At 65.0% G+C, this 23,797-nt stretch carries 17 protein-coding genes; 9 read left to right on the top strand and 8 right to left on the bottom strand.

Annotated elements, in window-relative coordinates; translation table 11 throughout:
- The first annotated feature begins 87 nt into the window (after positions 1-87).
- The 4 genes from GDN70_RS27600 (at position 88) to GDN70_RS27585 (ending at position 8,604) form a co-directional block, all read left to right on the top strand.
- On the top strand, positions 88-1,782 hold the full coding sequence (locus tag GDN70_RS27600; RefSeq protein ID WP_095425348.1) for a methyl-accepting chemotaxis protein: 1,695 nt from the start codon (positions 88-90) through the stop codon (positions 1,780-1,782).
- A gap of 194 nt (positions 1,783-1,976) precedes the next feature.
- Complete coding sequence (locus tag GDN70_RS27595; RefSeq protein ID WP_244625830.1) at positions 1,977-4,073, top strand: methyl-accepting chemotaxis protein; 2,097 nt, start codon at positions 1,977-1,979, stop codon at positions 4,071-4,073.
- Between the two features lie 168 nt (positions 4,074-4,241).
- A complete protein-coding gene (locus tag GDN70_RS27590) occupies positions 4,242-7,421 on the top strand; it encodes an efflux RND transporter permease subunit (RefSeq protein ID WP_028143380.1) in 3,180 nt (1,059 codons plus the stop codon).
- A complete protein-coding gene (locus tag GDN70_RS27585) occupies positions 7,408-8,604 on the top strand; it encodes an efflux RND transporter periplasmic adaptor subunit (RefSeq protein WP_028143379.1) in 1,197 nt (398 codons plus the stop codon). The genes GDN70_RS27590 and GDN70_RS27585 overlap by 14 nt, the downstream gene beginning before the upstream one ends.
- A 147-nt stretch (positions 8,605-8,751) precedes the next feature.
- Here GDN70_RS27585 and GDN70_RS27580 read toward each other — a convergent pair whose 3' ends face one another.
- On the bottom strand, positions 8,752-10,260 hold the full coding sequence (locus GDN70_RS27580) for an acetyl-CoA acetyltransferase (protein WP_028143378.1): 1,509 nt from the start codon (positions 10,258-10,260) through the stop codon (positions 8,752-8,754).
- Between the two features lie 139 nt (positions 10,261-10,399).
- The gene (locus tag GDN70_RS27575) at positions 10,400-11,533 is read right to left on the bottom strand and encodes a nitronate monooxygenase (protein ID WP_028143377.1); all 1,134 of its coding nucleotides are present in this window, start codon (positions 11,531-11,533) and stop codon (positions 10,400-10,402) included.
- Positions 11,534-11,920: 387 nt separating this feature from the next.
- Here GDN70_RS27575 and yghU point away from each other — a divergent pair, with 387 nt between their 5' ends.
- The gene (gene yghU, locus GDN70_RS27570) at positions 11,921-12,796 is read left to right on the top strand and encodes a glutathione-dependent disulfide-bond oxidoreductase (RefSeq protein ID WP_028143376.1); all 876 of its coding nucleotides are present in this window, start codon (positions 11,921-11,923) and stop codon (positions 12,794-12,796) included.
- Between the two features lie 313 nt (positions 12,797-13,109).
- Here yghU and GDN70_RS27565 read toward each other — a convergent pair whose 3' ends face one another.
- From GDN70_RS27565 to GDN70_RS27550, 4 genes are all read right to left on the bottom strand, one after another.
- The gene (locus tag GDN70_RS27565; RefSeq protein ID WP_049801720.1) at positions 13,110-14,081 is read right to left on the bottom strand and encodes an IS110 family transposase; all 972 of its coding nucleotides are present in this window, start codon (positions 14,079-14,081) and stop codon (positions 13,110-13,112) included.
- Between the two features lie 306 nt (positions 14,082-14,387).
- A complete protein-coding gene (locus GDN70_RS27560) occupies positions 14,388-15,665 on the bottom strand; it encodes an acyl-CoA dehydrogenase family protein (RefSeq protein ID WP_028143270.1) in 1,278 nt (425 codons plus the stop codon).
- 339 nt (positions 15,666-16,004) lie between these two features.
- Positions 16,005-16,385, bottom strand: a complete 381-nt coding sequence (locus GDN70_RS27555) for a VOC family protein (RefSeq protein WP_028143269.1) — start codon at positions 16,383-16,385, stop codon at positions 16,005-16,007.
- Positions 16,386-16,516: 131 nt separating this feature from the next.
- A complete protein-coding gene (locus GDN70_RS27550) occupies positions 16,517-17,296 on the bottom strand; it encodes an SDR family NAD(P)-dependent oxidoreductase (protein WP_028143268.1) in 780 nt (259 codons plus the stop codon).
- Between the two features lie 180 nt (positions 17,297-17,476).
- Between GDN70_RS27550 and GDN70_RS27545 the strand changes: the two genes are divergently transcribed.
- The 3 genes from GDN70_RS27545 to GDN70_RS27535 are packed head-to-tail and all read left to right on the top strand — an operon-like array spanning position 17,477 to position 19,629.
- A complete protein-coding gene (locus tag GDN70_RS27545) occupies positions 17,477-18,265 on the top strand; it encodes an enoyl-CoA hydratase/isomerase (RefSeq protein ID WP_038947737.1) in 789 nt (262 codons plus the stop codon).
- Positions 18,262-19,248 carry a phosphotransferase family protein gene (locus GDN70_RS27540; RefSeq protein WP_028143267.1) on the top strand — a complete coding sequence of 329 codons (987 nt, stop codon included), beginning with the start codon at positions 18,262-18,264 and terminating at the stop codon, positions 19,246-19,248. The genes GDN70_RS27545 and GDN70_RS27540 overlap by 4 nt, the downstream gene beginning before the upstream one ends.
- 3 nt (positions 19,249-19,251) lie before the next feature.
- A complete protein-coding gene (locus GDN70_RS27535; RefSeq protein ID WP_028143266.1) occupies positions 19,252-19,629 on the top strand; it encodes a DUF6285 domain-containing protein in 378 nt (125 codons plus the stop codon).
- 130 nt (positions 19,630-19,759) lie between these two features.
- Here GDN70_RS27535 and GDN70_RS27530 read toward each other — a convergent pair whose 3' ends face one another.
- Positions 19,760-20,539, bottom strand: a complete 780-nt coding sequence (locus GDN70_RS27530; protein ID WP_038947741.1) for an enoyl-CoA hydratase-related protein — start codon at positions 20,537-20,539, stop codon at positions 19,760-19,762.
- Between the two features lie 213 nt (positions 20,540-20,752).
- Between GDN70_RS27530 and GDN70_RS27525 the strand changes: the two genes are divergently transcribed.
- Positions 20,753-22,027, top strand: a complete 1,275-nt coding sequence (locus GDN70_RS27525; protein ID WP_097668798.1) for an acyl-CoA dehydrogenase family protein — start codon at positions 20,753-20,755, stop codon at positions 22,025-22,027.
- A gap of 165 nt (positions 22,028-22,192) precedes the next feature.
- Here GDN70_RS27525 and GDN70_RS27520 read toward each other — a convergent pair whose 3' ends face one another.
- Positions 22,193-23,770, bottom strand: a complete 1,578-nt coding sequence (locus GDN70_RS27520; RefSeq protein WP_028143263.1) for a fatty acid--CoA ligase — start codon at positions 23,768-23,770, stop codon at positions 22,193-22,195.
- Positions 23,771-23,797: the final 27 nt, after the last annotated feature.

The raw sequence follows: 23,797 nt of genomic DNA, 5'->3' as shown, positions 1-23,797 counted from the left end.
TCGCTTTATGAGAATGACGCCAAGACGACTCGAACAGCGGCCGTCCGAATTGGAATGAACGAATAGTCAATTCATTGGGGGGCCCCAATGCGCAAGAATTTTCCCGTCACTGATGTCGAATATCCGGTCAGCGACGAGACGCTGATCGTTTCGCGCACCGATCTCAAGGGCAAGCTCACCTACTTCAACGAAGACTTCCTCGCCGCGGCCGGGTTCACATCGGCCGAGCTGATGGGCCAGCCGCACAATATCGTTCGCCACCCCGACATGCCGCCGGAGGCGTTCGACAATCTCTGGAACACGCTGAAGGCCGGCAAGCCTTGGCTCGGCGCGGTGAAGAATCGCCGCAAGAACGGCGACTTCTACTGGGTGCTGGCAACTGCTTCGCCGATCCGGGAGAACGGCCAGCTCAAGGGTTACACCTCGATCCGCACAAAACTGCCGGCCGATCAGCGCAAGCTCGCCGAGGAGGTCTACGCCGCGATCCGCGAGAAGAAGGCGCATGGTTATCGCGTCGACGCCGGCATCATCCGCCGCCGCTCGTGGCTCGACCGTTTCAGCGTCTTCACGAGGACGTTGAAGGCGCGTCTCGTCACGACCATGGCGCTCCAGGCGCTGTTCATGCTCGGGCTCGGCATCGGCGGCGCGCTCGCTTCCGGTGGTTCGGCCAGCCTGATCCTGTCGGCGCTGGCCGTCGTCGGTGCCGTCGTCGTCGGTTTCGCGGGCCTTGCAACCATGCGTGCGATCCAGGGGCCGATGCAACAGCTCAACGACACCCTGGTCAACCTCGTGCAGGACAAGCTCGACAACCGCATCGTGATCGAGCGCGACGACGAGATCGGCGAGGCACTGCGCAACCTTCAGACCGTGCAGACCATCATCCGGTTCAGCCGCGACGAGGTGCAGGCGGTGCAGCGCCGTGCCGAGACGCAGCGCAAGGCCGACATGACCAAGCTTGCCGACGGCTTCGAGGCCGCGATCGGCGAGATCGTCGAGACGGTGTCGTCGGCCGCAACCGAGCTCGAGGCGTCAGCCTCGACGCTGTCCTCGACCGCGGGCCGGGCGCAGGAGCTGGCCACGGTGGTCGCATCTGGCTCGGAAGCAGCGTCCACCAATGTCCACTCGGTGGCGTCGGCCGCCGAAGAGATGTCGTCCTCGGTGCGCGAGATCGGCCGCCAGGTGCAGGACTCCTCCCGGATCGCGAGCGAGGCGGTCAGCCAGGCGCATGCCACCACCGAACGTGTCAGCGAATTGTCGCGGGCCGCATCGCGGATCGGCGACGTCGTCGAGCTCATCAATGCGATCGCCGGCCAGACCAATTTGCTGGCGCTCAATGCCACGATCGAGGCGGCGCGGGCCGGCGAGGCGGGTCGCGGCTTCGCCGTCGTGGCCTCCGAGGTCAAGGCGCTCGCCGAGCAGACGGCGAAGGCCACCGGAGAGATCGGCCAGCAGGTCGGCGGCATTCAGGCGGCGACGCAGGATTCGGTCAGTGCCATCGGCGAGATCAGCGGCACCATCGCGCGTTTGTCGGAGATTGCCGCAACGATCGCCGCGGCCGTGGAGCAACAGGGCGCGGCCACCCAGGAAATTGCCCGTAACGTTCAGCAGGCCGCCCAGGGTACCCAGCAGGTCTCGTCCAATGTCGGCGACGTCCAGCGCGGCGCCTCCGAAACCGGCTCGGCGTCCTCGCAGGTGCTGTCGGCGGCGCAGATGCTGTCCCGCGATTCCAATCGTCTCAAGCTCGAGGTCGGCAAGTTCCTCAACTCCGTCCGCGCCGCCTGAGGACAGCACGACGTACCAGCGTTGCACGCGCGCGTTATCGCGGGCAACGTTTTGATAAGCATATGCGGTGGCGCCCCCGGCAGCGCGGCCGCACTTTGACGTGAGACAACATCGCGTTGCGGGCTTCTTGTATCTCTCGTGAGGGTCGATTCCTTCGTCCAGAGGAAGCGGCACTCGGGAGAAGGAAGCCAGCGGTGCATCTCAGAATTGGCACGGTCCTACCGGTCATCATTTCGGCGCTTGCCTTGATGGGAGTGGCGGCCACCGGCTACACGGCCATTCACGCCTACCACGACCGTCAGGAGGCCGAGATCTTCGTCGGCCTCAACGGCATTTCGCAATCGTTGCTGCACAGCGCAGGGCAGTGGGCGAAGGAGCGGGGCATGACCAATGCGGCGCTGAATTCGCCCGAGGTGCTTCCGGCCGATCGCCGCTCTGAAATCGATGCTGTGCGCGCGACGTCGGATCGGGCCTTCCGCGATGCCGTGCAGCGCTTGCGTGGCGTCACGGCCATGAAGGGCGCCGAACAACGCATCTCGGAAGCCGAACGGGCATTCCAAAGCTTCGAGAGCCTGCGCCGCAGGGTCGATGCGAATCTGGCCAAGCCTGGGTCGGAGCGGGACGCCGAGGTGGTCAAGGCCTTTGCCCCGGCGATCACCGACTTGATCGAGGTCGCCGCCAACAGACTGCGCCTGACGCAGGAAACGCTGACCAGTTCGCCTTCGGCGGCCATGGCACGCCTCGTCGGCCTCCGGCACCTGACAGCGGAGATGGCAGAAAACGCCGGGCGCGAACGTGCGCTTCTCGGCGGGTTGATCAGTTCGCACGCGAAGCTCGCCGCGGACGGCATCGGCCGGATCGCGACCTTCCGCGGCCACGTGGAGCTCGCCTGGGAGACGGTTGCCCCGATCGCCGACCGCACCGACGTTCCGGCAGCACTCGCGCGAGCCATCAAGTCGGTGAATGAGGATTACTTTCAGACCTATGGCGCACTGCGTGCCGAAATCCTCGCCGCAGGTCCGAGCGGCGAGTACAAGATCGGCAGCCGCGATTATGTGAGCCGCGCGACGACGGCCATCAATTCCATTCTTGGGCTCGCGGATGCAATCGGCGCGGCGGCGGGTACGGAGGCCGCCGAACAGGCGAAGGCGAGCGCCTCCAACCTGATCATCAGCGTTGCAATCCTGCTTGCGAGCCTCGGCCTCACATTGCTGAGCTTCTGGGTCGCGGTTTCCAGGATCGTGCGTCCGCTCTCGGCACTGACGGCCGCGATGGACGAATTGGCCGGCGGCAATTTCGCAGTGGTTCTCCCCGGGCTTGGCCGCAAGGACGAGGTAGGCGACATGGCTCACGCGGTGGAGACGTTCAAGGTCAAGGCCGAGCAGAAGGCGCACGAGGTCGCGGACGCCAAGATCAGGCAGGACCAGATCGCGGCCGAACAGCGCCGTGCCGACATGCACCGGCTTGCCGGTCAATTCGAGACTGCAGTCGGCGAGATCGTGGACGCGGTGAGTTCGGCGTCGACCGAGCTGGAAGCCTCTGCCGGCGCGATGAACGTGACGGCCGCGCGGGCGCAGAAGCTCGCCGTCACCGTCGCCGACGGTTCGGAGGAAGCCTCCGCAAACGTCCAGTCGGTCGCGTCGGCGACCGAGCAGCTGTCGTCGTCCGTCAACGAGATCAGCCGCCGGGTGCAGGATTCGGCGCGAATGGCCAACGAAGCCGTTGATCAGGTCCGGCTGACCGACGGGCATATCGACGGATTGTCGAGAGCGGTCGCGAAGATTGGCGACGTCGTCGAACTGATCGACCAGATCGCGGGGCAGACCAATCTCCTCGCGCTCAACGCAACGATCGAGGCGGCGAGGGCCGGCGAGTCCGGTCGCGGCTTCGCGGTGGTGGCTTCCGAGGTCAAGGCCCTTGCCGCGCAGACCGCGAAGGCGACCGGTGAGATCGCGCAGCAGATCACCGGCATTCAGTCGGCGACCCAGGAATCCGTCGCGGCGATCCGCGACATCGGCGGCACCATCGCGCGGCTGTCCGAAATCGCTGCGGCCATTGCCGCGGCGGTGGAGGAACAGGGGGCGGCGACGCAGGAGATCACACGAAACGTGCAGCAGGCGGCCAAGGGCGCCCAGCAGGCCTCGTCCAATGTCGGCGAGGTCGAGCGGGGGGCCGCCGAGACCGGCGCGTCGTCCTCGCAGGTGCTGTCGGCGGCGCAGATGCTGTCCCGCGACTCCAATCGCCTCAAGCTCGAGGTCGGCAAGTTCCTGAACGCGGTCCGCGCCGCCTGAGACAGGCCGCCGCATAGCTGCGATGTCGATTTCGCAGTGCGGTAGCAGGGAAGTGAATGCAGGATAGTTCTGCTTATTAGCGTTTCCGGCGGTGCTCGGGTAAAGGGGAATGGGGATCGCCGTGGGGGCAGATTCCGTATTCTCATCTGACCCGGATTTGCCTGGCGCATGATTGCTCTGGTCCGTATTGCCCTGAGCCGGCCCTATACGTTCGTCGTGCTGGCACTCTTGCTGCTGATCATCGGACCGCTCGCGGCGCTGCGGACCCCGACCGACATCTTTCCGGACATCCGCATTCCCGTGATCGGCGTGGTCTGGCAGTACACCGGCCTGCCGCCGGACCAGATGTCGGGCCGCATCACCACGCCGTTCCAACGCGCGCTGACGACGACGGTCAACGACATCGAGCACATCACGGCCAATTCCTACAACGGCTTTGGCATCATCAAGATCTTCTTCCAGCCCAACGTCGACATCCGTACCGCCAACGCCCAGGTCACCGCGATCTCGCAGACGCTGATCAAGCAGATGCCGCCCGGCGCGACGCCGCCCTTGATCCTGAACTACTCGGCCTCCACCGTGCCGATCATCCAGGTGGCGCTGTCGGGCGACGGCCTGACCGAGCAGAACCTCGCCGATATCGGCATCAACAATCTGCGCACGCCGCTGGTCACCGTGCCCGGCGCGGCGATCCCCTATCCATTCGGCGGCAAGCAGCGCCAGGTCCAGATCGACCTCGATCCCACCGCGCTGCAGGCTCGCGGCCTGTCCGGCCAGGACGTCGCCAATGCGCTCGCCGCGCAAAACCTGATCACGCCGGTCGGCACCCAGAAGATCGGGCAGTTCGAGTACAACATCCAGCTCAACAACTCGCCGCTTCGGATCGACGAGCTCGGTAACCTCCCGATCAAGACCGTCAACGGCGCCATGGTCTATGTGCGCGACGTCGCCACCGTGCGCGACGGCAATCCGCCGCAGACCAACATCGTCCATGTCGACGGGAACCGCTCGGTGCTGATGATGGTGCTGAAGGCGGGCGCGACCTCGACGCTCGACATCATCGCCGGCATCAAGCAGAAGGTCATCGACGTCAAGGACCAGCTCCCCGACGCGCTCAAGATCGGCTTCATCGGTGACCAGTCGGTGTTCGTCCGCGGCGCGATTCAAGGCGTCGCCGTCGAAGGCGTGATCGCGGCCCTGCTCACCAGCGTCATGATCCTGTTGTTCCTCGGCAGCTGGCGCTCGACCATCATCATCGCGGTCTCGATCCCGCTGTCGGTGCTGGGCGCCATCATCATGCTGTCGGCGATCGGCGAAACGCTCAACATCATGACGCTCGGCGGGCTCGCGCTCGCGGTCGGCATCCTCGTCGACGACGCCACCGTCACGATCGAGAACATCAACTACCACCTGGAGCAGGGCAAGCCGGTCGAGCAGTCGATCCTCGACGGCGCCAACCAGATCGTGACGCCGGCCTTCGTGTCGCTGCTGTGCATCTGCATCGTGTTCGTGCCGATGTTCTTCCTCTCGGGCGTCGCGCGCTTCCTGTTCGTGCCGATGGCGGAAGCCGTGATGTTCGCGATGATCTGGTCGTTCATCCTGTCGCGCACGCTGGTGCCGACCATGGCGAACTATCTGTTGCAGGCGCATGTCCATCACGAGGGCGGGCCGCCGAAATCGCGCAATCCGCTCGTCTGGTTCCAGCGTGGCTTCGAGGCACGGTTCGAGCGCATCCGCGGCGGCTACCATGGCTTCCTCGGGCTGGCGCTGGCGCACCGCGCGGTGTTCGTGATCGGCTTCCTCTGTGTGGTCGGCGCATCCTTCGCGCTGGTGCCGTTCCTCGGCCGCAACTTCTTTCCCGCGGTCGATGCCGGCAACATCCTGATGCATGTCCGCACCCAGGTCGGCACCCGCGTCGAGGAGACCGCCAACCAGCTCGCCGACGTGCAGAAAGCGGTCCGCAAGCTGATCCCAGGCGAGATCGAGACCATGACCGACAACATCGGCATGCCGATCTCCGGCATCAACATGACCTACAACAACACCGGCGTGATCGGCCCGCAGGACGGCGACATCCAGATCAAGCTGAGAGAAGGCCACAAGCCGACCGAGGAACACGTACGCGTGCTGCGCGAGCAGCTGCCGCGACTGTTCCCCGGCGTCAGCTTCGCGTTCCTACCCGCCGACATCGTCAGCCAGATCCTGAATTTCGGCGCGCCGGCGCCGATCGACCTGCAGATCCGCGGCGCCAATCTCAGTGCCAATTTCGCTTACGCCAACAATCTGCTGGCAAAAGTCCGCAGGATCCCCGGCGTTGCAGATGCGCGCATCCAGCAATCGCCGAACGCGCCGACCTTCAACATCGATGTCGACCGCACCCGCGCGCAATATGTCGGCCTGACCGAGCGCGACGTCACCAACAGCCTCGTGGTCAATCTCGCCGGCTCCTCGCAGGTGGCGCCGACCTACTATCTCAACCCCGAGAACGGCGTGTCCTACTCGATCGTGATGCAGACGCCGCAGTACCAGATCGATTCGCTCAGCGCGCTGCAGACGCTGCCGATCACCGCGGCCGGCAATGCGCAGTCGCCGATCCTCGGCGGCATCGCCGACATCAGGCGTTCGAGCTCGAGCGCGGTTGTCTCGCAATACGACATCCAGTCGATGGTGCAGATCTTTGCGACCACCTCGGGCCGCGATCTCGGCGCAGTCGCCGCCGATATCCGCAAGGTGATCGCCGACACTGCCAAGGAAGTGCCGAAGGGCTCTTCGGTAGTGCTGCTCGGGCAGGTGCAGACCATGAACAGCGCCTTCACCGGCCTGTTGTTCGGTCTGCTCGGTGCCGTCGTGCTGATCTATTTCCTGATCGTCGTGAACTTCCAGTCCTGGTCCGATCCGTTCGTGATCATCACGGCGCTGCCGGCCGCGCTCGCCGGCATCGTCTGGATGCTGTTCGCGACAGGGACGACGCTGTCGGTCCCCGCGCTCACCGGCGCCATCATGTGCATGGGCGTTGCCACCGCCAACAGCGTGCTCGTGATCTCCTTCGCGCGCGAACGCTACGAGGAGCTCGGTGATCCCATTGCCGCCGCGCTGGAAGCCGGCTTCGTCCGGTTCCGCCCGGTACTGATGACCGCGCTCGCCATGATCATCGGCATGGCGCCGATGGCGCTGGGGCTGGGCGAGGGCGGCGAGCAGAATGCGCCGCTCGGCCGCGCCGTGATCGGCGGCCTGATCTTTGCAACCTTCGCCACGCTGATGTTTGTTCCTGTGGTGTTCAGCATGGTCCACAAGAAACAAGGCGCCAAAGCCGCCGCCCCGTTGGAGACCCCGCATGTCGCCCACTGAACCCCGCTCGCCGGTGTCGCACCGGAAACTGGGCATCTTCGGCGTGGTGGCGCTGATCGCGGCGGGCCTCGTCGTCGGCACCGGCATCCGTGCCCGCGAGGAGCAGAGCTCCCAATTGAAGGAATGGACCGACGATCAGGCCGTTCCCAGCGTGGCGGTGACCCAGCCCAGCGCCAAGGCGCTTAATGCCACCATCGATCTGCCGGGCCGGCTGGAGGCCTATTATCGCGCCCCGATCTTCGCCCGCGTGTCGGGCTATCTGAAGAGCTGGAGCGCCGATATCGGCGCCCGCGTCAAGGCCGGTCAGGTGATCGCCGAGATCGAGGCGCCGGACCTCGATCAGCAACTGCTTCAGGCTAGAGCCGACCTCGCCAGCCAGCAGGCCAGCGCCAGGCTGTCGGAAGCAACGCTGAACCGGCGCAAGACGCTGGTCGCCTCCAACTTCGTCTCGGCGCAGGAGATCGACGAGCGCACCGCCGATCTCTCTAACAAGAACGCGGCCGTCAATTCGGGCAAGGCCAATGTCGAGCGGCTGGAAGCGCTGGCCGGCTACAAGAAGATCACCGCGCCGTTCGACGGCGTCGTCACCGCGCGCGACACCGATGTCGGCGCGTTGATCAATGCCGGTGGCGGCTCGGGCCCGGCGATGTTCGTGATCTCCGACATCACCAAGCTGCGCGTCTATGTCAACGTGCCCCAGAACTACGTGCCGGCGATCAAGATAGGCGCCAAGGCGACGATCACGCTGCCCGAGTATCCGAACCGGACTTTCCAGGCGACGGTGGAGGCGTCCTCGCAGGCCGTCGACGTCGCCTCCGGCACCACGCGCATGCAGCTCGGGCTCGACAATTCGAACGGAGAGCTGATGCCCGGCGGCTATGCCAGCGTGAAGCTCAACCTCCAGCGCGATTCCGCGCCGCTCAGCATCCCCGCCAGCGCGCTGATCTTCAACAGCAACGGGCTGCGCGTCGCCACCGTCGGTGCGGACGACAAGGTTCTGTTCAAGCCCGTGACCATCGCCCGCGACCTCGGCCGCGAGATCGAGCTCGCCTCGGGCATAACAGCGGACGACCGCGTCATCACCGCGCCGCCGGACGGCCTCTCGGATGGCGATGCGGTGCGCGTGGTCGGCGCCAAGGCCAAGCCGGCGACCGCGTCGGAAAAGCAGGCGCCGAAGGGGTAGGGCGGTCTCGTGCCCCGGACGCAGCGCAGCACGCAGTGATGCGCTGCAGAGCCGGGGCCCATCTCTTCTCAAAGTACAGTGTCGCTTTCTGGGTCCCGGCTCTGCGGAGCGGCACTTCGCGCCGCACCGCGTCCGGGACACGAGAGATCACGCCACGCGCCACTCCGGCACGCCGTCCGCAGCCATGGCGATCTCCCCGAGCGATCCCACCGGCGTGCGATCCATGTTCAGCAGATGCGCCAACGTCGCGCTATCGCTCGCCGGGATCCGCGCCAGCGTGCGCCTATCATCTTCCGTCCGCAGCATCACCACGCCGTGCTCGGCATCGCCGCCGCGGCCGTAGAGCACCGTAAAGCTCTCGACCTTGCCCTTGCCCGAGGCCTCCGTGATGAACTCCGGCACCGCGCGCTTGTTGCGGTCGGCTTCGGTCTGCACGCTCGTCTCCTGCGCCAGCGCCTCGCGCGGCGGCGCCTTCGCCACCACCAGTGCGTGATGCTTGGTGACGAAGCCGCCCTGGCCATAGAGCAGGCCAAGCTTTGCGCCGTCACGCACACGCCGCACCATCGCGCAGGCCGCATGCGTCATGTAGGTGTTGAGCGGCGCGCCGAAGAAGGTGAGGCCGCCGGTCACGGTCGGCTGCACGTCGGCGCCGAGACCAAGCGTCCGCCGCGCCATCTTGGGCACGCAGGGGAAGCAGCTATAGAGCTCGATGGCGTCGAAGTTTTTGCCATCGCCGCCGGCAAGGTCCATCACCGCTTTCAGCACCGCGTTCTGCGGATGGCTCTCGTAGAACTGGTCGCGCAGGAGATAGTCGCGCGGCTCTTCCGCCGAGGCGCCGCCGAGCGGATAGACCAGCTTGCTCTCCGCGATACCGAGCGCACGCGCCTTGGCGAGGCTGGTGACCAGCAGCGCACCGCCCATGTTGACGCTGGGGTTGGCGACCATCAGCTTGTTATAGGGCCAGGCGATCAGCCGGTTGTCCGCCGTCGGCGTCGTGATCTCCTCCGGCGCATAACGTCGCTTCAGCCAGGCATTGGGATTTTGCGCGGCGGCTTCCGAATAGCGCGACCACAGCGTGCCTGATTCGGCCATCGCCTCGCGCGGCGTCTGGCCCCAATGCGCGGAGGAGGCGGCCTCGTAGAACGGATAGACCGTGACGGGGCGGAACACGCCGAGCTTCACCGCCAGCGGCTTCTGGAACGCCGCACCGCGCTTGGGCTCCTCGACATCATGGGCGAACGGCGTCCACGGCAGCTTTGCCCCAGTGCGCTCGGCCTTGGTTGCAGTCGACTGCGCCTCGGCACCGCAGACCGCGGCCACGGTGCATTCGCCGCGTGCGATGCGCTTGGCCGCCTCGTGGAGGTAGCGGATCGGGCTCTCGCCGCCGACCGGGCCGTAATAGCAATGCGAAGGCGTGATGCCGAGGCGCTGCGCCAACAGCTGCTCCGGATCGCGGTAGCGCCAGCTCAGGAAGTTGACGACATCGAGCGACTGCACCTCGCCCAGCAGCTTTGCGCCGGCATCTGTTTCCGCGCGCCGCAGCGCCTGCTCCAGCAGGTCGAGCGGCTCGAGGCCGTCGGTGATCTCCTTGGGACGGTCAACGATCTCGCCGATGCCGACGATGACGGGGATGCGGTCAGGGGAAACGGTCGCCATTGTTCTTGCTTCTTCACTCTCTCAGACATCTCAGACCTCATCCTGAGGAGCCTGCGAAGCAGGTGTCTCGAAGGATGGGCCGCGGGCTCTCATGGTTCGAGACGGCACTTGCGCGCCTTCTCACCATGAGGGTCTACACCTACTCCGCCACCAGCGCATTCATGTGCTCGACGGCTTCGGCGAAATCTTCCTTGAACTCCTGCACCACCGCGCCCGCCGACTTCACGCTGTCGACCAGCCCGACGCCCTGGCCGACGAAATAGCTGACGAGGTCGCGCGCCTTGGCGTTACCGCTCGCCGCCGCGCGGTCGATCGAGTTGAAGGCGTCGCGGCTGATGACGCTTTGCAACGGCATCGGCAGTGCGCCGGGGCTGTCCGGCGCGCGATCCCAGGCATCGGTCCAGACCGAGCGGAGCTGGCGCGCCGGCTTGCCGGTGCGGCCTTTCGAGCGGACTGCATCACGGGAAGAGGCCGCAATCATCTTCTCGCGAAAGATCTCCGTGGTCTCGGCTTCGACCGTCGCAAGCCACACCGAACCGGTCCAGGCGCCGGCCGCGCCCATCGCCATGCACGCCGCCATCTGCCGCCCCGTCATGATGCCGCCGGCCGCCAGCACCGGCACGTCGCGGATGGGCTTGATCGCCTTGATCACCTCGGGCACCAGCACCATGGTCGAGACCTCGCCGCAATGGCCGCCGGCCTCGGTGCCCTGCACCACGAGAATGTCGACGCCGGCCGCGACCTGACGCAGCGCGTGCTCCTTGGCACCGACCAGCGCCGCAACGGGGACGCCGTGCTTCTTGCCCATCTCGATCATGGCCTTCGGCGGCACGCCCAGCGCATTGGCGATCAGGCGGATCGGATGATTGAAGGACACCTCGAGCAGCTGCAGCGCTGTCTTTCCGTCGAACGGCTGCGGCTGATCGGCTGCGACCTCCGTGGTCGTCAGCTCGATATTGTACTTCTTCAGGAGCTCGCGCGTGTAGGTTCGGTGCTCCTGCGGCACGCGCGCTTCCAGGCTCTTCCAGGTGACGTCCTTCTCGCCCGCGGTCGAGATGTTCTCAGGGATCAGCACGTCGATGCCGTAGGGCTTGCCGTCGACGTGATCGTCGATCCACTTCAGCTCGCGTTCGAGCGTATCGGGCGTGTGCACGGTGGCGCCGAGCACGCCGAAGCCGCCGGCGCGGCTGACGGCGGCGACGACATCGCGGCAATGGCTGAAGGCCAGCAGTGGGAATTCTATGCCCAGCATGTCGCAGATCGGCGATTTCATGGCTCTCTCTCCCGGCGGCCTTCGCGTTCTCGTTGCTTTCGTGCGCGAAGCAAGGTGACGCTAGCTGATCGTCACTCACGATGACAGGCCGGATTCGGCGAGGCATCTTGTGTGTAGACGTCGCGCTCCACCCGCAGGCCGCGGCGTCCTGGGTGACGCCGTCATTCCGGGGCTCGCGCCAGCGAGAACCCGGAATCCATTTTTCAGAGCATTCCCGGCGGCGCGATGGATTTTCGGGCTCGCCCCTGCGGCCCCGGCACGACGGGGAGGAAGCTTGCCATGACGAAACGGTGAGACGCCCCGCCCGGCAATGCAACTCGGAGGGCTTGTCATCGGCCATTCGCGGGCTAATTAATGCAGGCGCATCTTTCCGCCGGAGCCCCTCGCATGACCGACACCCCCGCCTACGTGCCGCCCAAGGTCTGGACCTGGAACAAGGAAAATGGCGGGCAGTTCGCCAGCATCAACCGCCCGATCGCCGGTCCCACCCACGACAAGGAGCTGCCGGTCGGCAAGCATCCCTTCCAGCTCTATTCGCTGGCGACGCCGAACGGGGTGAAGGTCACGGTGATGCTGGAGGAACTTCTGGCGCTCGGCCACAAGGGGGCCGAATACGACGCCTGGCTGATCAGAATTGGCAACGGCGACCAGTTCGGCAGCGGCTTCGTCGACATCAACCCGAACTCCAAGATCCCCGCGCTGATGGACCGCTCCGGTCCGGAGCCGATCCGGGTGTTCGAGTCCGGCTCGATCCTGCTTTATCTCGCCGAGAAGTTCGGCGCCTTCCTGCCGAAGGACATCAAGAGCCGCACCGAGGCGATGTCCTGGCTGTTCTGGCAGATGGGCAGCGCGCCCTATCTCGGCGGCGGTTTTGGCCATTTCTACGCCTATGCGCCGACCAAGATCGAATACGCCATCGACCGTTTCGCGATGGAGACCAAGCGCCAGCTCGACGTGCTCGACCGGCGCCTTGCCGACAACGAATATCTCGCGGGCAAGGAGTATACGATCGCCGACATGGCGGTGTGGCCCTGGTACGGCGCGCTTGCCAAGGGGCTGGTCTATGGCGCCGGCGAATTCCTCTCGGTGCAGGACTACAAGAACGTGCAGCGCTGGACCGACCAGATCGCGCAGCGCCCCGCCGTGAAGCGCGGCCGCATGGTCAACCGCGTCTCGGGCGATCCCGCCAGCCAGCTGCACGAGCGGCACGATGCGAGCGATTTCGAGACGAAGACGCAGGACAAGGTCGAGGCGGCGACGTAGGCGGTGCTCACTCTCCGCGAGTCCACTGCGTAGGGCGGATTAGCCGCAGGCGTAATCCGCCATCTTCGTCACGCGAAAGTCGGCGGATTACGCTTCGCTAATCCGCCCTACGATCTTCCGTAGCAACCATTAAAGCACGCCCGATTTCCGCGAGCATGACGCCGTGCTTGCGGCCGTCAAGGCGTGGCCTGGCGGCAGTCGACGTGAGGTGAGACGAGCGCGACGGCCATCCTTGACGGCCGCGGCGCGCGGCGTCGTCTTGACGGCAGGTCGGGACGAAGAAACGGTCGCCTGATCGAACAAAGAAACGAGATCAGGTGACGGACACACTCGCGGTTCTGGGCGGTTCGGCGACCCACGGTGTTCCGCGGGCGACGACGGCGTTGATGATGACGATCAGCTTCCTGGCACAGGCGACCAGCGCGCGCTTGTGGCCCTTGCCGGCGGCGATCAGCCGGCTGTACAGGGCCATGAGCTGCGGATTCCAGCGGAAGGATGCCGGAAGAGCTGCGGTGTAGAGCGCCTGACGCAAGCGCTGGCGTCCGCCGTCAATCCTGCGGGCGCCGACATGCTTGCCGCTGTCGTCATCGTACGGCGCAAGCCCGGTGAGGGCTGCGGCTTGCTCGCGGGTGATCTGACCGATCTCGGGCATCCTGATCAAGATGGCAACCGCGGTCGGCAAGCCGCTGCCGCCAACGCTGTAGATCAGATCGAGCCGTGCGGCGAGATCGCGATGCTTGCGGATCGCTGCCACCAGGGCCTTGAACTCGGCTCGTCTGTGCTTGGCCAACAGAGCGATCTGCTCCTTCCAGAACTTCTGGATACGTTCGTCAGGGCAGCTCTCCAGCCGATTCTTGAGCTTTGCGATGTCCTCCTTGATCTGGTCGATCATCGTCAGATGCACGGCAAAAGGCTGCAGCCGGGGGTCTGGAGCGGGATGGATCTTCTTGACCGCGGCGGTGCAGGCCGCAATCAATGCGGCATCCATTTTGTCGTTCTTGGCCCGTTGCAAATGGAACGTGGCATAGGCGCGGACCTGGATCGGCTGAAACACGATGACGACAAACCGCTGGCGTCGCAGTTCGGCGACCGCCGCCTGCTCGTAACCACCGCTTGCCTCGATCCCAACCCGCTTGACCTTGTGGCGCTTCAGCCACTCCACCAGTTCCTGGTGGCCTTCCGCCGTGTTCTTGACCTGCAGTTCCTCCGAACTGCCATCGAGCGCCACGTCGAGCTTATCTTTGCTGGTATCGATTCCAGCACAGATCGTGTTACGTTTGGCCATCTTCCTCGACCCTCCCTTGTGATGCGAACCTGAAGTTCGTTCAACCATGCGGGTCCCGATGAAGTGCCGACCGCGATCTTGCTACAAAACGCAGCCCTCAAGGCTTCGGTGGGCATCGATCCGATCGATCGGCGGCCCAGCCCGGGCGGCCACCCGGGCTGGGCCATTCCTCACGGAACGAGGCCATTCTAATCCGGCGCGCTAATACAAGGGTGGGCAAAGCGAAAGCGTGCCCACGCACTTCTTGCAACAGAGAGATGGTGGGCACGGCGCGCGAAGCGCCTTTGCCCACCCTACGGCATCTGATCACGCCATGCTCAGCTCGTGGCGTCCCACAACCATCCAGTGCACCTCGTCCGGGCCATCCGCAAAGCGCAGATGGCGGACGTCCTGATACATCTCGGCGAGCGGGGTCCAGTGCGAGATGCCGGTAGCGCCGTGCATCTGGATCGCCTGGTCGATGATCTTGCAGGCGCGCTCCGGCACCATGGCCTTGACCATGGAGACCCAGACGCGGGCCTCCTTGTTGCCGAGCACGTCCATCGCCTTGGCCGCCTTCAGCACCATCAGCCGCATCGCCTCGATCTCGCAGCGCGCCTGGGCGATGATCTGCATGTTGCCGCCGAGATGGGCGATCTTCTTGCCGAAGGCTTCGCGGGTGAGGCCACGCTGCACCATCAGATCCAGCGCCTTCTCGGCCTTGCCGATGGTGCGCATGCAGTGATGGATGCGGCCGGGGCCGAGGCGGAGCTGCGAGATCTCGAAGCCGCGGCCTTCGCCGAGCAGCATGTTCTCCTTGGGCACGCGCACATTGTTGAAGCGCATGTGCATGTGGCCGCGCGGGGCGTGGTCCTGCCCGAACACGTACATCGGGCCGAGCACCTCGACGCCGGGCGTGTCGCGCGGCACCAGGATCTGCGACTGCTGCTTGCTCGGCGCCGCGTCCGGATTGGTCTTCACCATCACGATCAGGATCTTGCAGCGGGGATCGCCCACGCCGGAAATGTAATACTTCTCGCCGTTGATGACCCATTCGTCGCCGACGAGCTTTGCAGTCGTCGAGATGTTCTTTGCATCGGAGGAGGCGACGTTCGGCTCGGTCATGACATAGGCCGAGCGAATCTCGCCGTTGAGCAGCGGCTTCAGCCACTTCTCCTTCTGCTCCTTGGTGCCGACGCGCTCCAGCACCTCCATGTTGCCGGTGTCGGGCGCCGAGCAGTTCATGCTCTCGGACGCCAGCGGGCTCTTGCCGAGCTCGGAGGCGATATAGGCGTAATCGAGATTCTTCAGGCCTTGGCCGGTCTCATCGTCGGGCAGGAAGAAGTTCCAGAGGCCCTCCTGCTTGGCCTTGTTCTTGGCCTTTTCCAGCACCTCGAGCTGCTTCGGCGTGAAGCTCCAGCGATCCTCCTTGCCTTCGCCCGCCTTGGCGAACTCGATCGACATCGGTTCGACGGTGTCGCGGATGAACTTCTTGACGTGATCATAGAGCGGCCGGACCTGGTCCGACATCCGGAGGTCGTTGAGCTCGTCGCCGGGGTTGAGGGTGTAGTTGGTGGTGCGGGGAATATAGGTGTGTTTTGTCATTGTTCCTCCCGGGGACGCTGAGATCGTTCTGGTCACGAGAATAGTCGCAGCGCGGCCAAAGTGCGAGCGCGCATTTTTCACGCGCAGCCATGCCACGCGATGGAATATCGCTGGGTCGTTTGAAATGTTGTTTGAATGGCGTGGAGGGCGGCGCTCCCTCGCCGGTGTCGTCCCGGACAAGCGAAGCGCAGATCCGGGACCTCCGCGCGAGCGCTTGGCGCTCGTCGCGATGCCACAGGGAGTGGTTTGGCGATGACTCGGAGTTGAGAGCTTCGTGCCCTCATTTCTCCCTGTGGTTATGGGTCCCGGCTTTCGCCGGGACGACACCGAGTGTGTAGCTCAGCTCGGCATCCGATGCATCGCGCAGATCTTGTTGCCGTCGAGGTCGCGCAAATAGGCGAGATAGAGCTTGCCGCCGGGGCCCTGGCGGATGCCGGGCGGATCCTCGATCGATTTTGCGCCCGCCGCGATCCCGGCTGCATGCCATTTGTCGACCTGCTCCGGTGAATTGCAGGCAAAGCCGATGGTGCCGCCATTCGCGCAAGTCGCCGGCTCGCCGTTGATCGGCTTCGACACCGAGAACACGCCGGTCTTGGTGATGTAGAAGATGCGGTGGCCGTCGACCCTGGCCGGCCGCACTTCGAGCGTGCTCAGCAGGTCGTCGTAGAACGACTTGGCCTTGTCGAGGTCGTTGGTGCCGATCATGATGTGTGAGAACATTTGCCCATTCCCTTCTGCGCTGACAAAACGAGAAGCCGTAGGGTGGGCAAAGCGCAGCGTGCCCACCACGACATTCGAAAATGCTCACGGTGGGCACGGCGCAAGAGCGCCTTCGCCCACCCTGCGAAATCTCAGAACGCCGTATAGCCGCCGTCGATCACGAACGTATCGGCCGTGTGATACGACGACGCCTTGCTCATCAGATAGACCGCGATGCCGCCGAAATCGGATGCCTCGCCGAAGCGCCGCACCGGAATCCGCGGCATCACGTTGGCGACGAATTTTTCGTTGGCCATGAGACCCGACGTCATGTCGCTCTTGATCCAGCCCGGCAGGATCGCATTCGCGGTGACGCCGTGGCGGGCGAGCTCGACGCCGAGCGCGCGCACCAGCGCGTTGATCGCGGCCTTGGTTGCCGCATAATGCTCGTTGCGCGCGGTGCCGAAGATCGAGGCGAGGCTCGAGGTCGCGACCAGCCGGCCGAAGGGATCGCCGGCATTGGCGCGATCGGTCATGTGTCTCGCCGCGGCCTGGAACGCGTGAAACACGCCGTCGAGATTGGTCGCAAACATCCTGCGCCATTCGTCCTCGGTGCGCTCGATGAAGGAGCGCCGGCCGCCGCCGCCGATGCCGGCATTGGCGAAGCAGCCGTCGACCCGGCCGAAAATGTCGAGCGTCGCCTTCATCGCGGCGTTGACCGAGGCCGGATCGGTGACGTCGCAGACGCGGGCATCGACCTTGCCTGATAGCCCCGCCATGCTCGCGGCCGCAGCCTTGTTCTTGTCGGCATTGCGGCCCCAGATCGAGACATTGCAGCCCTGGCCGGCGAGCGCCTGCGCGATGCCGAGGCCGATACCGCCATTACCGCCGGTGATCACGGCGACGCGGCCGGAGAGGTCGAAAAGGTTCATGCCGCGTTTCCTGTTTTTGGGCGAGACATCTTGGGATGCGGCGCATCAGCCGCTGCGCGCAAGATTGCTTGCTATGCTCTGATCACCATGGACAAGACCGCGCCAAAAATCAAATATGCGCCCCGACAAAACGAATTCCGGTCTGCGAAACTGACGCAGGCCGCAACTCACGAGGAAACCATGCAGTTCAAACACGTCACGCTCGATTTCGATGGCTCGGTCGCGGTCCTCAGGCTCGACCATCAGGAGGTGATGAACGCGGTCTCCGTGGATATGCTGGGCGGTCTTGCCGAGGCGCTCGATGCGATCGAGGAGAAGAAGGATGAGGTGCGCTGCGTGGTGCTGACCGGCGCGGGCCGCGCCTTCTGTACCGGCGCCAATCTGCAAGGGCGCAACAACCAGTCGAAGAAGACCAAGGCCGGCCTGACGCTGGAGACCGGCTTTCACCCCTTCCTGCGCCGCATTCGCAATCTGCATTGCCCGATCGTCACCGCGGTCAACGGTCCGGCGGCGGGCGCCGGCATGAGCTTCGCGCTGCTCGGCGACATGATTTTGTGCGCGCGGTCCTCGTACTTCCTGCAGGCTTTCCGCCGCATCGGTCTCGTGCCGGATTGCGGCTCGACCTGGCTGTTGCCGCGCCTCGTCGGCCGGGCGCGCTCGATCGAATTGTCGCTGATGGGCGAGCGGCTGCCGGCCGAGAAGGCGCTGGAATGGGGCCTCGTCAACCGCGTCTATGACGACGGTGTGCTGATGGAGGAGGCGATGAAGCTCGCGCGCGATCTCGCCAGCGGCCCGACGGTGGCGCTGTCGCTGATCCGCAAGCTCTATTGGGACAGCCCCGAAAATTCCTTCGAGGATCAGCTCAACCTCGAATTCCAGTGCCAGCTCCGCGCCGGCGACACCCAGGATTTCCGCGAGGGCGTGGGCGCGTTCCTGGAGAAGCGTCCCGCGCAGTTCAAAGGCAAATGATCGAGACTGAGCTTTCGCGCAGCGTCCAACGCTGGTGCAACGGCGCGACCGGCGCGACCTCTGCGGCCAAACTGTCGGGCGGTGCCAGCCAGGAAACCTGGCGCTTCGACATCACGCATCCCGATGGCGTGATCGGCGCAATCCTGCGCCGCTCGCCGAAGGGGTATGGCGCAGCGCCGACGCGCGCGGCGGGCCTTGCGGCTGAGGCGCAGCTGATGCAGCTCGCTTATGAGGCCGGCGTGCCGTCGCCGCGGGTAATGCATGTGCTCGTGCCGGAAGATGATCTCGGCACCGGCTTCATCATGCAGCGGATCGAGGGCGAGACCATCGCGCGCAAGATTCTTCGCGATGACGAATATGCGGCCGCGCGGCCGCATCTGGCGCGGCAGATCGGCGGCATTCTCGCAGGCCTGCATCGACTGCCAAAGGACAGGCTGCCCGAGCTGCGCAGCAGGTCGGCGACCCAGGAGATTTCCGAGTTCGAGCGCGACTATCACAGCCTGAACTGGCCGAAGCCCGTGTTCGAGCTGGCGCTGCGCTGGCTGCGCGACCACGATCCCGGCCCGTCGACCGAAACCACGCTGGTGCACGGCGATTTCCGCAACGGCAATCTCATCATCGGCCGCGATGGCGTGCGCGCCGTGCTCGACTGGGAGCTCGCCCATCTCGGCGATCCCATGGAGGATCTCGGCTGGGTCTGCGTCAACTCCTGGCGCTTCGGCGAGATCGACAAGCCCGTCGGCGGTTTTGGCACACGCGAGGAGCTGTTTGCGGGCTACCAGGCTGCCGGCCGCAAGGTCGATCCGGTGCGTGTCAAATTCTGGGAAGTGATGGGCACGCTGCGCTGGGGCATCATGTGCGGCGGCATGATGCAGCGCTTTCGCGAGGGACCTGACCATTCCATGGAACGTGCCATGATCGGCCGCCGCGCGAGCGAGACCGAAATCGATCTGTTGCGGCTCTTGGCGCCGCGCGGGAGCTGACGCATGCAGGACGAACCGACCCCGATCGAGCTGACCAAATCGGTCGCCGATTTCTTGCGCAACGACATCACGCCGCTGATCAGCGGTCACCAGGCCTTCAAGCTGCGCGTCGCCATCAACATCCTCGACCTCGTCACGCGACAGCTGACGCGGGAGGAGGGGAGTGATGCTGAGGAAGTGGCGCGCCTGCGCGCGCTGCTGGGCATCGACGGCTCGGTGACCGAACTCAACCACGCGCTCGCCGAGCGCATCGCCAAGGGCGAGGTCGACCTCGCAACGCCGGGCCTTGCCGAGCACCTGTGGGCGACCACGATGGACAAGCTCGCCGTCGATCAGCCGAATTACGCGTCGTACAAGCGTGAGCTGGGGCGGGGCGGGTAGGCGGCGCCCCGTCATTCCGGGGCGTCGCGTAGCGACGAGCCCGGAATCCATTGATCCGCGCGTTCTGCCGCCCGATGGATTCCGGGCTCGCGCCTGTCGGCGCGCCCCGGAATGACCGCGCAAAGCGCGGTCACTTCCCCACCCATTTCGGCGGCCGCTTCTCCGAGAACGCCTTCGGGCCTTCGATGTAGTCCTGCGAGGCCACCATCGCCTTCACCGCCGGATACTCCCGCTGTTCCTCGATCGCCTGCTCCAGCGAGACGCCGAGTCCCTTCTGGATCGCCTGCTTGGACGCGCGGATCGACATCGGCGAGTTCTTGGTGATCATGTCCGCCCAGCGCAGCGCGCCCGACAGCGCTTCGCCCTGCGGCACGACCTCGTTGACGAAGCCGAGCTCAAAACCTTCCTTGGCGCTGACATGGCGCGCGGTGAGGATCATGCCCATGGCGCGCTTCAGCCCGATCTGCCGCGGCAGCCGGTGCAGGCCGCCGGCGAGCGCGGCAAGGCCGACGCGCGGCTCGGGCAGGGCGAAGGTCGCATTCTCCGAGGCGATGATGAGGTCGCACGCCAGCGCGATCTCGAAGCCGCCGCCCATGGCGACGCCGTTCACCGCTGCGATAACAGGCTTGTCGCAGTCGAAGCGCGCGGTGAGGCCGGCAAAGCCGCCCTTGTCCCAGCCGCGCTTGCCCCCCGCCGCCTGCCACTTCAGATCGTTGCCGGCGCAGAACGCCTTGTCGCCGGCGCCGGTGACGATCGCGACCCATTGCTCGGCATCCGCGGAGAAATCGTCGAATACCTTCTGCAGCTCGAAATGCGCGTCGGTGTGCAGCGCGTTGTAGACCTCGGGACGCGACAGTGTGACGATCGTGACCGGCCCCTTGCGTTCCACTCTTGAGAATTTCAGCTCCATCGCGCGCTCCCGCATTTTCTCGTCAAGGAATATTGACCGCATACTACCGCGCGTCGGCGCTGGAGCACCATCGAATTGCGCTGATGCGCCTTGCGCGCGTCACACGCCTCGCTTTGCTTGACTTGCACGCGCTCTTCTCAGCTTAATCGCACGAAGCCGAAACGCGCCTAGCGCCTTAACGCAAAACGATAAAATCAATCCGGGAGAGAACCTGTGGATTTCTCATTGCCTGCCGATCTCGTCGCCTATCTCGCAGAGCTCGATCGTTTCATCGAACGCGAGATCAAGCCGCTGGAAGAGGCCGACGACAACATCCGCTTCTTCGATCATCGCCGCGAATGGGCGCGCACCGATTTCGAGAATGGCGGCCTGCCGCGCCATGAATGGGAGGCGCTGCTGCGCAAGGCCAAGGATCTCGCCGATGCCGCCGGGCATCTCCGCTTTCCGGTATCCAGGCAGTATGGCGGCAAGGACGGCTCCAACCTCTGGATGGCCGTGATCCGCGAGCATTTTGCGGCGAAGGGTCTCGGCCTGCACAACGATCTCCAGAACGAGCACTCCATCGTCGGCAATTTCCCCGTCGTGACCATGCTCGACCGTTACGGCCGCGACGACCAGAAGGCGATGATCGACGGCTCGATCAAGGGCAAGTACCGCATCACTTTTGGCCTGACCGAGCCGCATCACGGCTCGGACGCCACCCACATGGAGACGCGCGCGGTGCCCGCGACCCGCGACAACGTCAAGGGCTGGATCATCAACGGCGAGAAGATGTGGACCACAGGCATGCACGTCGCGACGCACTGCGCGCTGTTTGCGCGCACTGGCGGCAATGACGGCGATGCCCGCGGCATCACCTGCTTCCTGGTTCCGGCCAAGAGCCACGGCGTCAAGGTCGAGGAGTACATGTGGACCTTCAACATGCCGACGGATCATCCGCGCGTCAGCTTCACCGACGTGTTCGTGCCGGAGGACGCGCTGTTCGGCGAGGTCGGCCGCGGCCTGTCGCTGGCGCAGTGCTTTGTCCACCAGAACCGCATCCGTCAGGCTGCGAGCTCGCTCGGCGCGGCGGTCTATTGCATCAACGAGAGTGTAAAGTATGCGCGCGAGCGAAAACCGTTTGGCCGGGCGCTGGCCGAGAACCAGGCGATCCAGTTCCCGCTGGTCGAGCTTGCCACGCAAGCCGAGATGCTGCGCCTTCTGATCCGCAAGACCGCCTGGGAGATGGACCAGCTCACCGAGGAGCAGATCGAGCGCACGCTCTCCGACCGCGTCTCGATGTGCAATTACTGGGCAAACCGCCTCTGCTGCGAATCCGCCGACCGCGCCATGCAGGTCCACGGCGGCATGGGCTATTCACGCCACAAGCCGTTCGAGCACATCTACCGCCACCACCGCCGCTATCGGATCACCGAAGGCAGCGAGGAGATCCAGATGCGGAAGGTCGCGGGATTCCTGTTCGGCTATATGGGGCCGGGGAAGCATTGACTGTTATCGCGCGTTCTCTCTCCGCGAGTCGTCCCCGCGTACGCGGGGACCCATAACCTCAGGGAGAAGTTTGTCGCGAACTGGTAACTCCGAGTCGTCGCCAAACTTCTCCCTGGGGCTATGGGTCCCGGATCTGCGCTTCGCTTGTCCGGGACGACAGCGGGATCAATTCACCCTTCTATCCTTCCCCGCCCAATACGGCTCCCGCAATTGCCGCCGCAAAATCTTGCCGCTCGGATTCCTCGGCAGCGCCGGAAAGAACTCCACGCTCTTCGGCGTCTTGTAGCCGGCGATGCGCGTCCGGGTGAAGTTGATGATGTCGGTGGCGCTCGCCTGTTTGCCGGGCTTCATCACGACAACCGCTTTCACCGCCTCGCCCCATTTGTCGTCGGGCACGCCGATCACCGCGGCTTCGGCGACGTCGGGATGATCGCACAGCGCGCTCTCGACCTCGGCGGGGTAGATGTTCTCGCCGCCGGAGATGATCATGTCCTTGATGCGGTCGTGGATGTAGAGATAGCCGTCCTCGTCCATATAGCCGGCATCACCGGTGCGCAGCCAGCCGTCGCTGCGCAGCGTCGACGCCGTCGCCTCCGGCAAATTCCAGTAGCCCGCCATGTTGGAGCCCGAGCGCGTCGCGATCTCGCCGACCTCTCGTGGCGGCAACGGCTTGCCGTCGACGTCGAGGATTGCGATCTCGATACCCGGCAGCGCCTTGCCGGCCGAGCGCATCCGCTCCAGCCCCTCGACATGATCCTCCGGCGGGAGCGCGACGATGGTGCCCGTGGTTTCGGTCATCCCATACAGCTGCACGAAGCCGCATTTGAAGACCTCGATGCACTCCTTCAGCAGCGCCGCCGGTATCGGTGAGGCGCCATAGAGCATGTATTTCAATCGTGAAAAGTCCACCGTCCTGGCGCGCGGCTGCCGCACCACGAACTGCATCGCCGCCGGCACCATGAACAGTTTTGTGATGCCTGATAGCTCGAAGAAATCCAAAACCTTGGTCGGATCGAACTCGCGCGCGATCACGCCGCGGGCGCCGTGATAGAGGCCCATCACGCCCCAGCCGGAGCCGCCGATGTGGAAGACCGGCATGGCCACCAGCGAGACGTCGTCGGTCGACCACCGGTTCCACTCCGGCTTGTCCTCGGCATTGCCTGATTGCACGAGGTTGAGGAAGTTGGCGTGGCTCAGCATCGCGCCCTTCGGCTTGCCCGTGGTGCCGGACGTGTAGAGCTGGATCGCGATGTCTTTCGTGTCGATCGGCACCCCGGGATCGTCGCCGCTCTGCGCATCCCGCCACGCCGCAAAATCCTGCCATTCCGGCGCGCCGCCTTCCGTGGTGATAACCGTGCGCACGCCCGGCAGCTGATCCCTGATCTGGCGGACCTGCGTGATGAACTCCGGCCCGACGAACAGCACCGCGGCTTTGCAATCTTCGACGATGAAGGCGACCTCGGGCCCCGCGAGCCGCCAGTTCACCGGCGCCGTCACCACGCCGGCCTTCATCGCGCCCATCAGCAGCTCGAAATAGAGGTCGCTGTTCTTGCCGAGATAGGCGATGCGGTCACCCTTCTTCACGCCCATCGCAATCAGCGCGTTGGCGACCTTGTTGGTCCTCGCGTCGAATTCGGCAAAGCTGGTGAGGCGGCCCTCGAACTCGTAGGCGATGGCGTTGCCGCGGCTCTTGGCGCGTTCGCGCACCATGTCGGCAAGAGTTGCCAATGGCTGTGTGGACATGTTTCTCCCGTGGCGTCTTGTTCTTAT

Source organism: Bradyrhizobium sp. TM102 (assembly GCF_009176685.1).
Lineage (GTDB): Bacteria > Pseudomonadota > Alphaproteobacteria > Rhizobiales > Xanthobacteraceae > Bradyrhizobium > Bradyrhizobium ottawaense.
The sequence above is the reverse complement of the archived record's forward strand: the minus strand, read 5'-3'. Positions and strand labels throughout refer to the sequence as shown.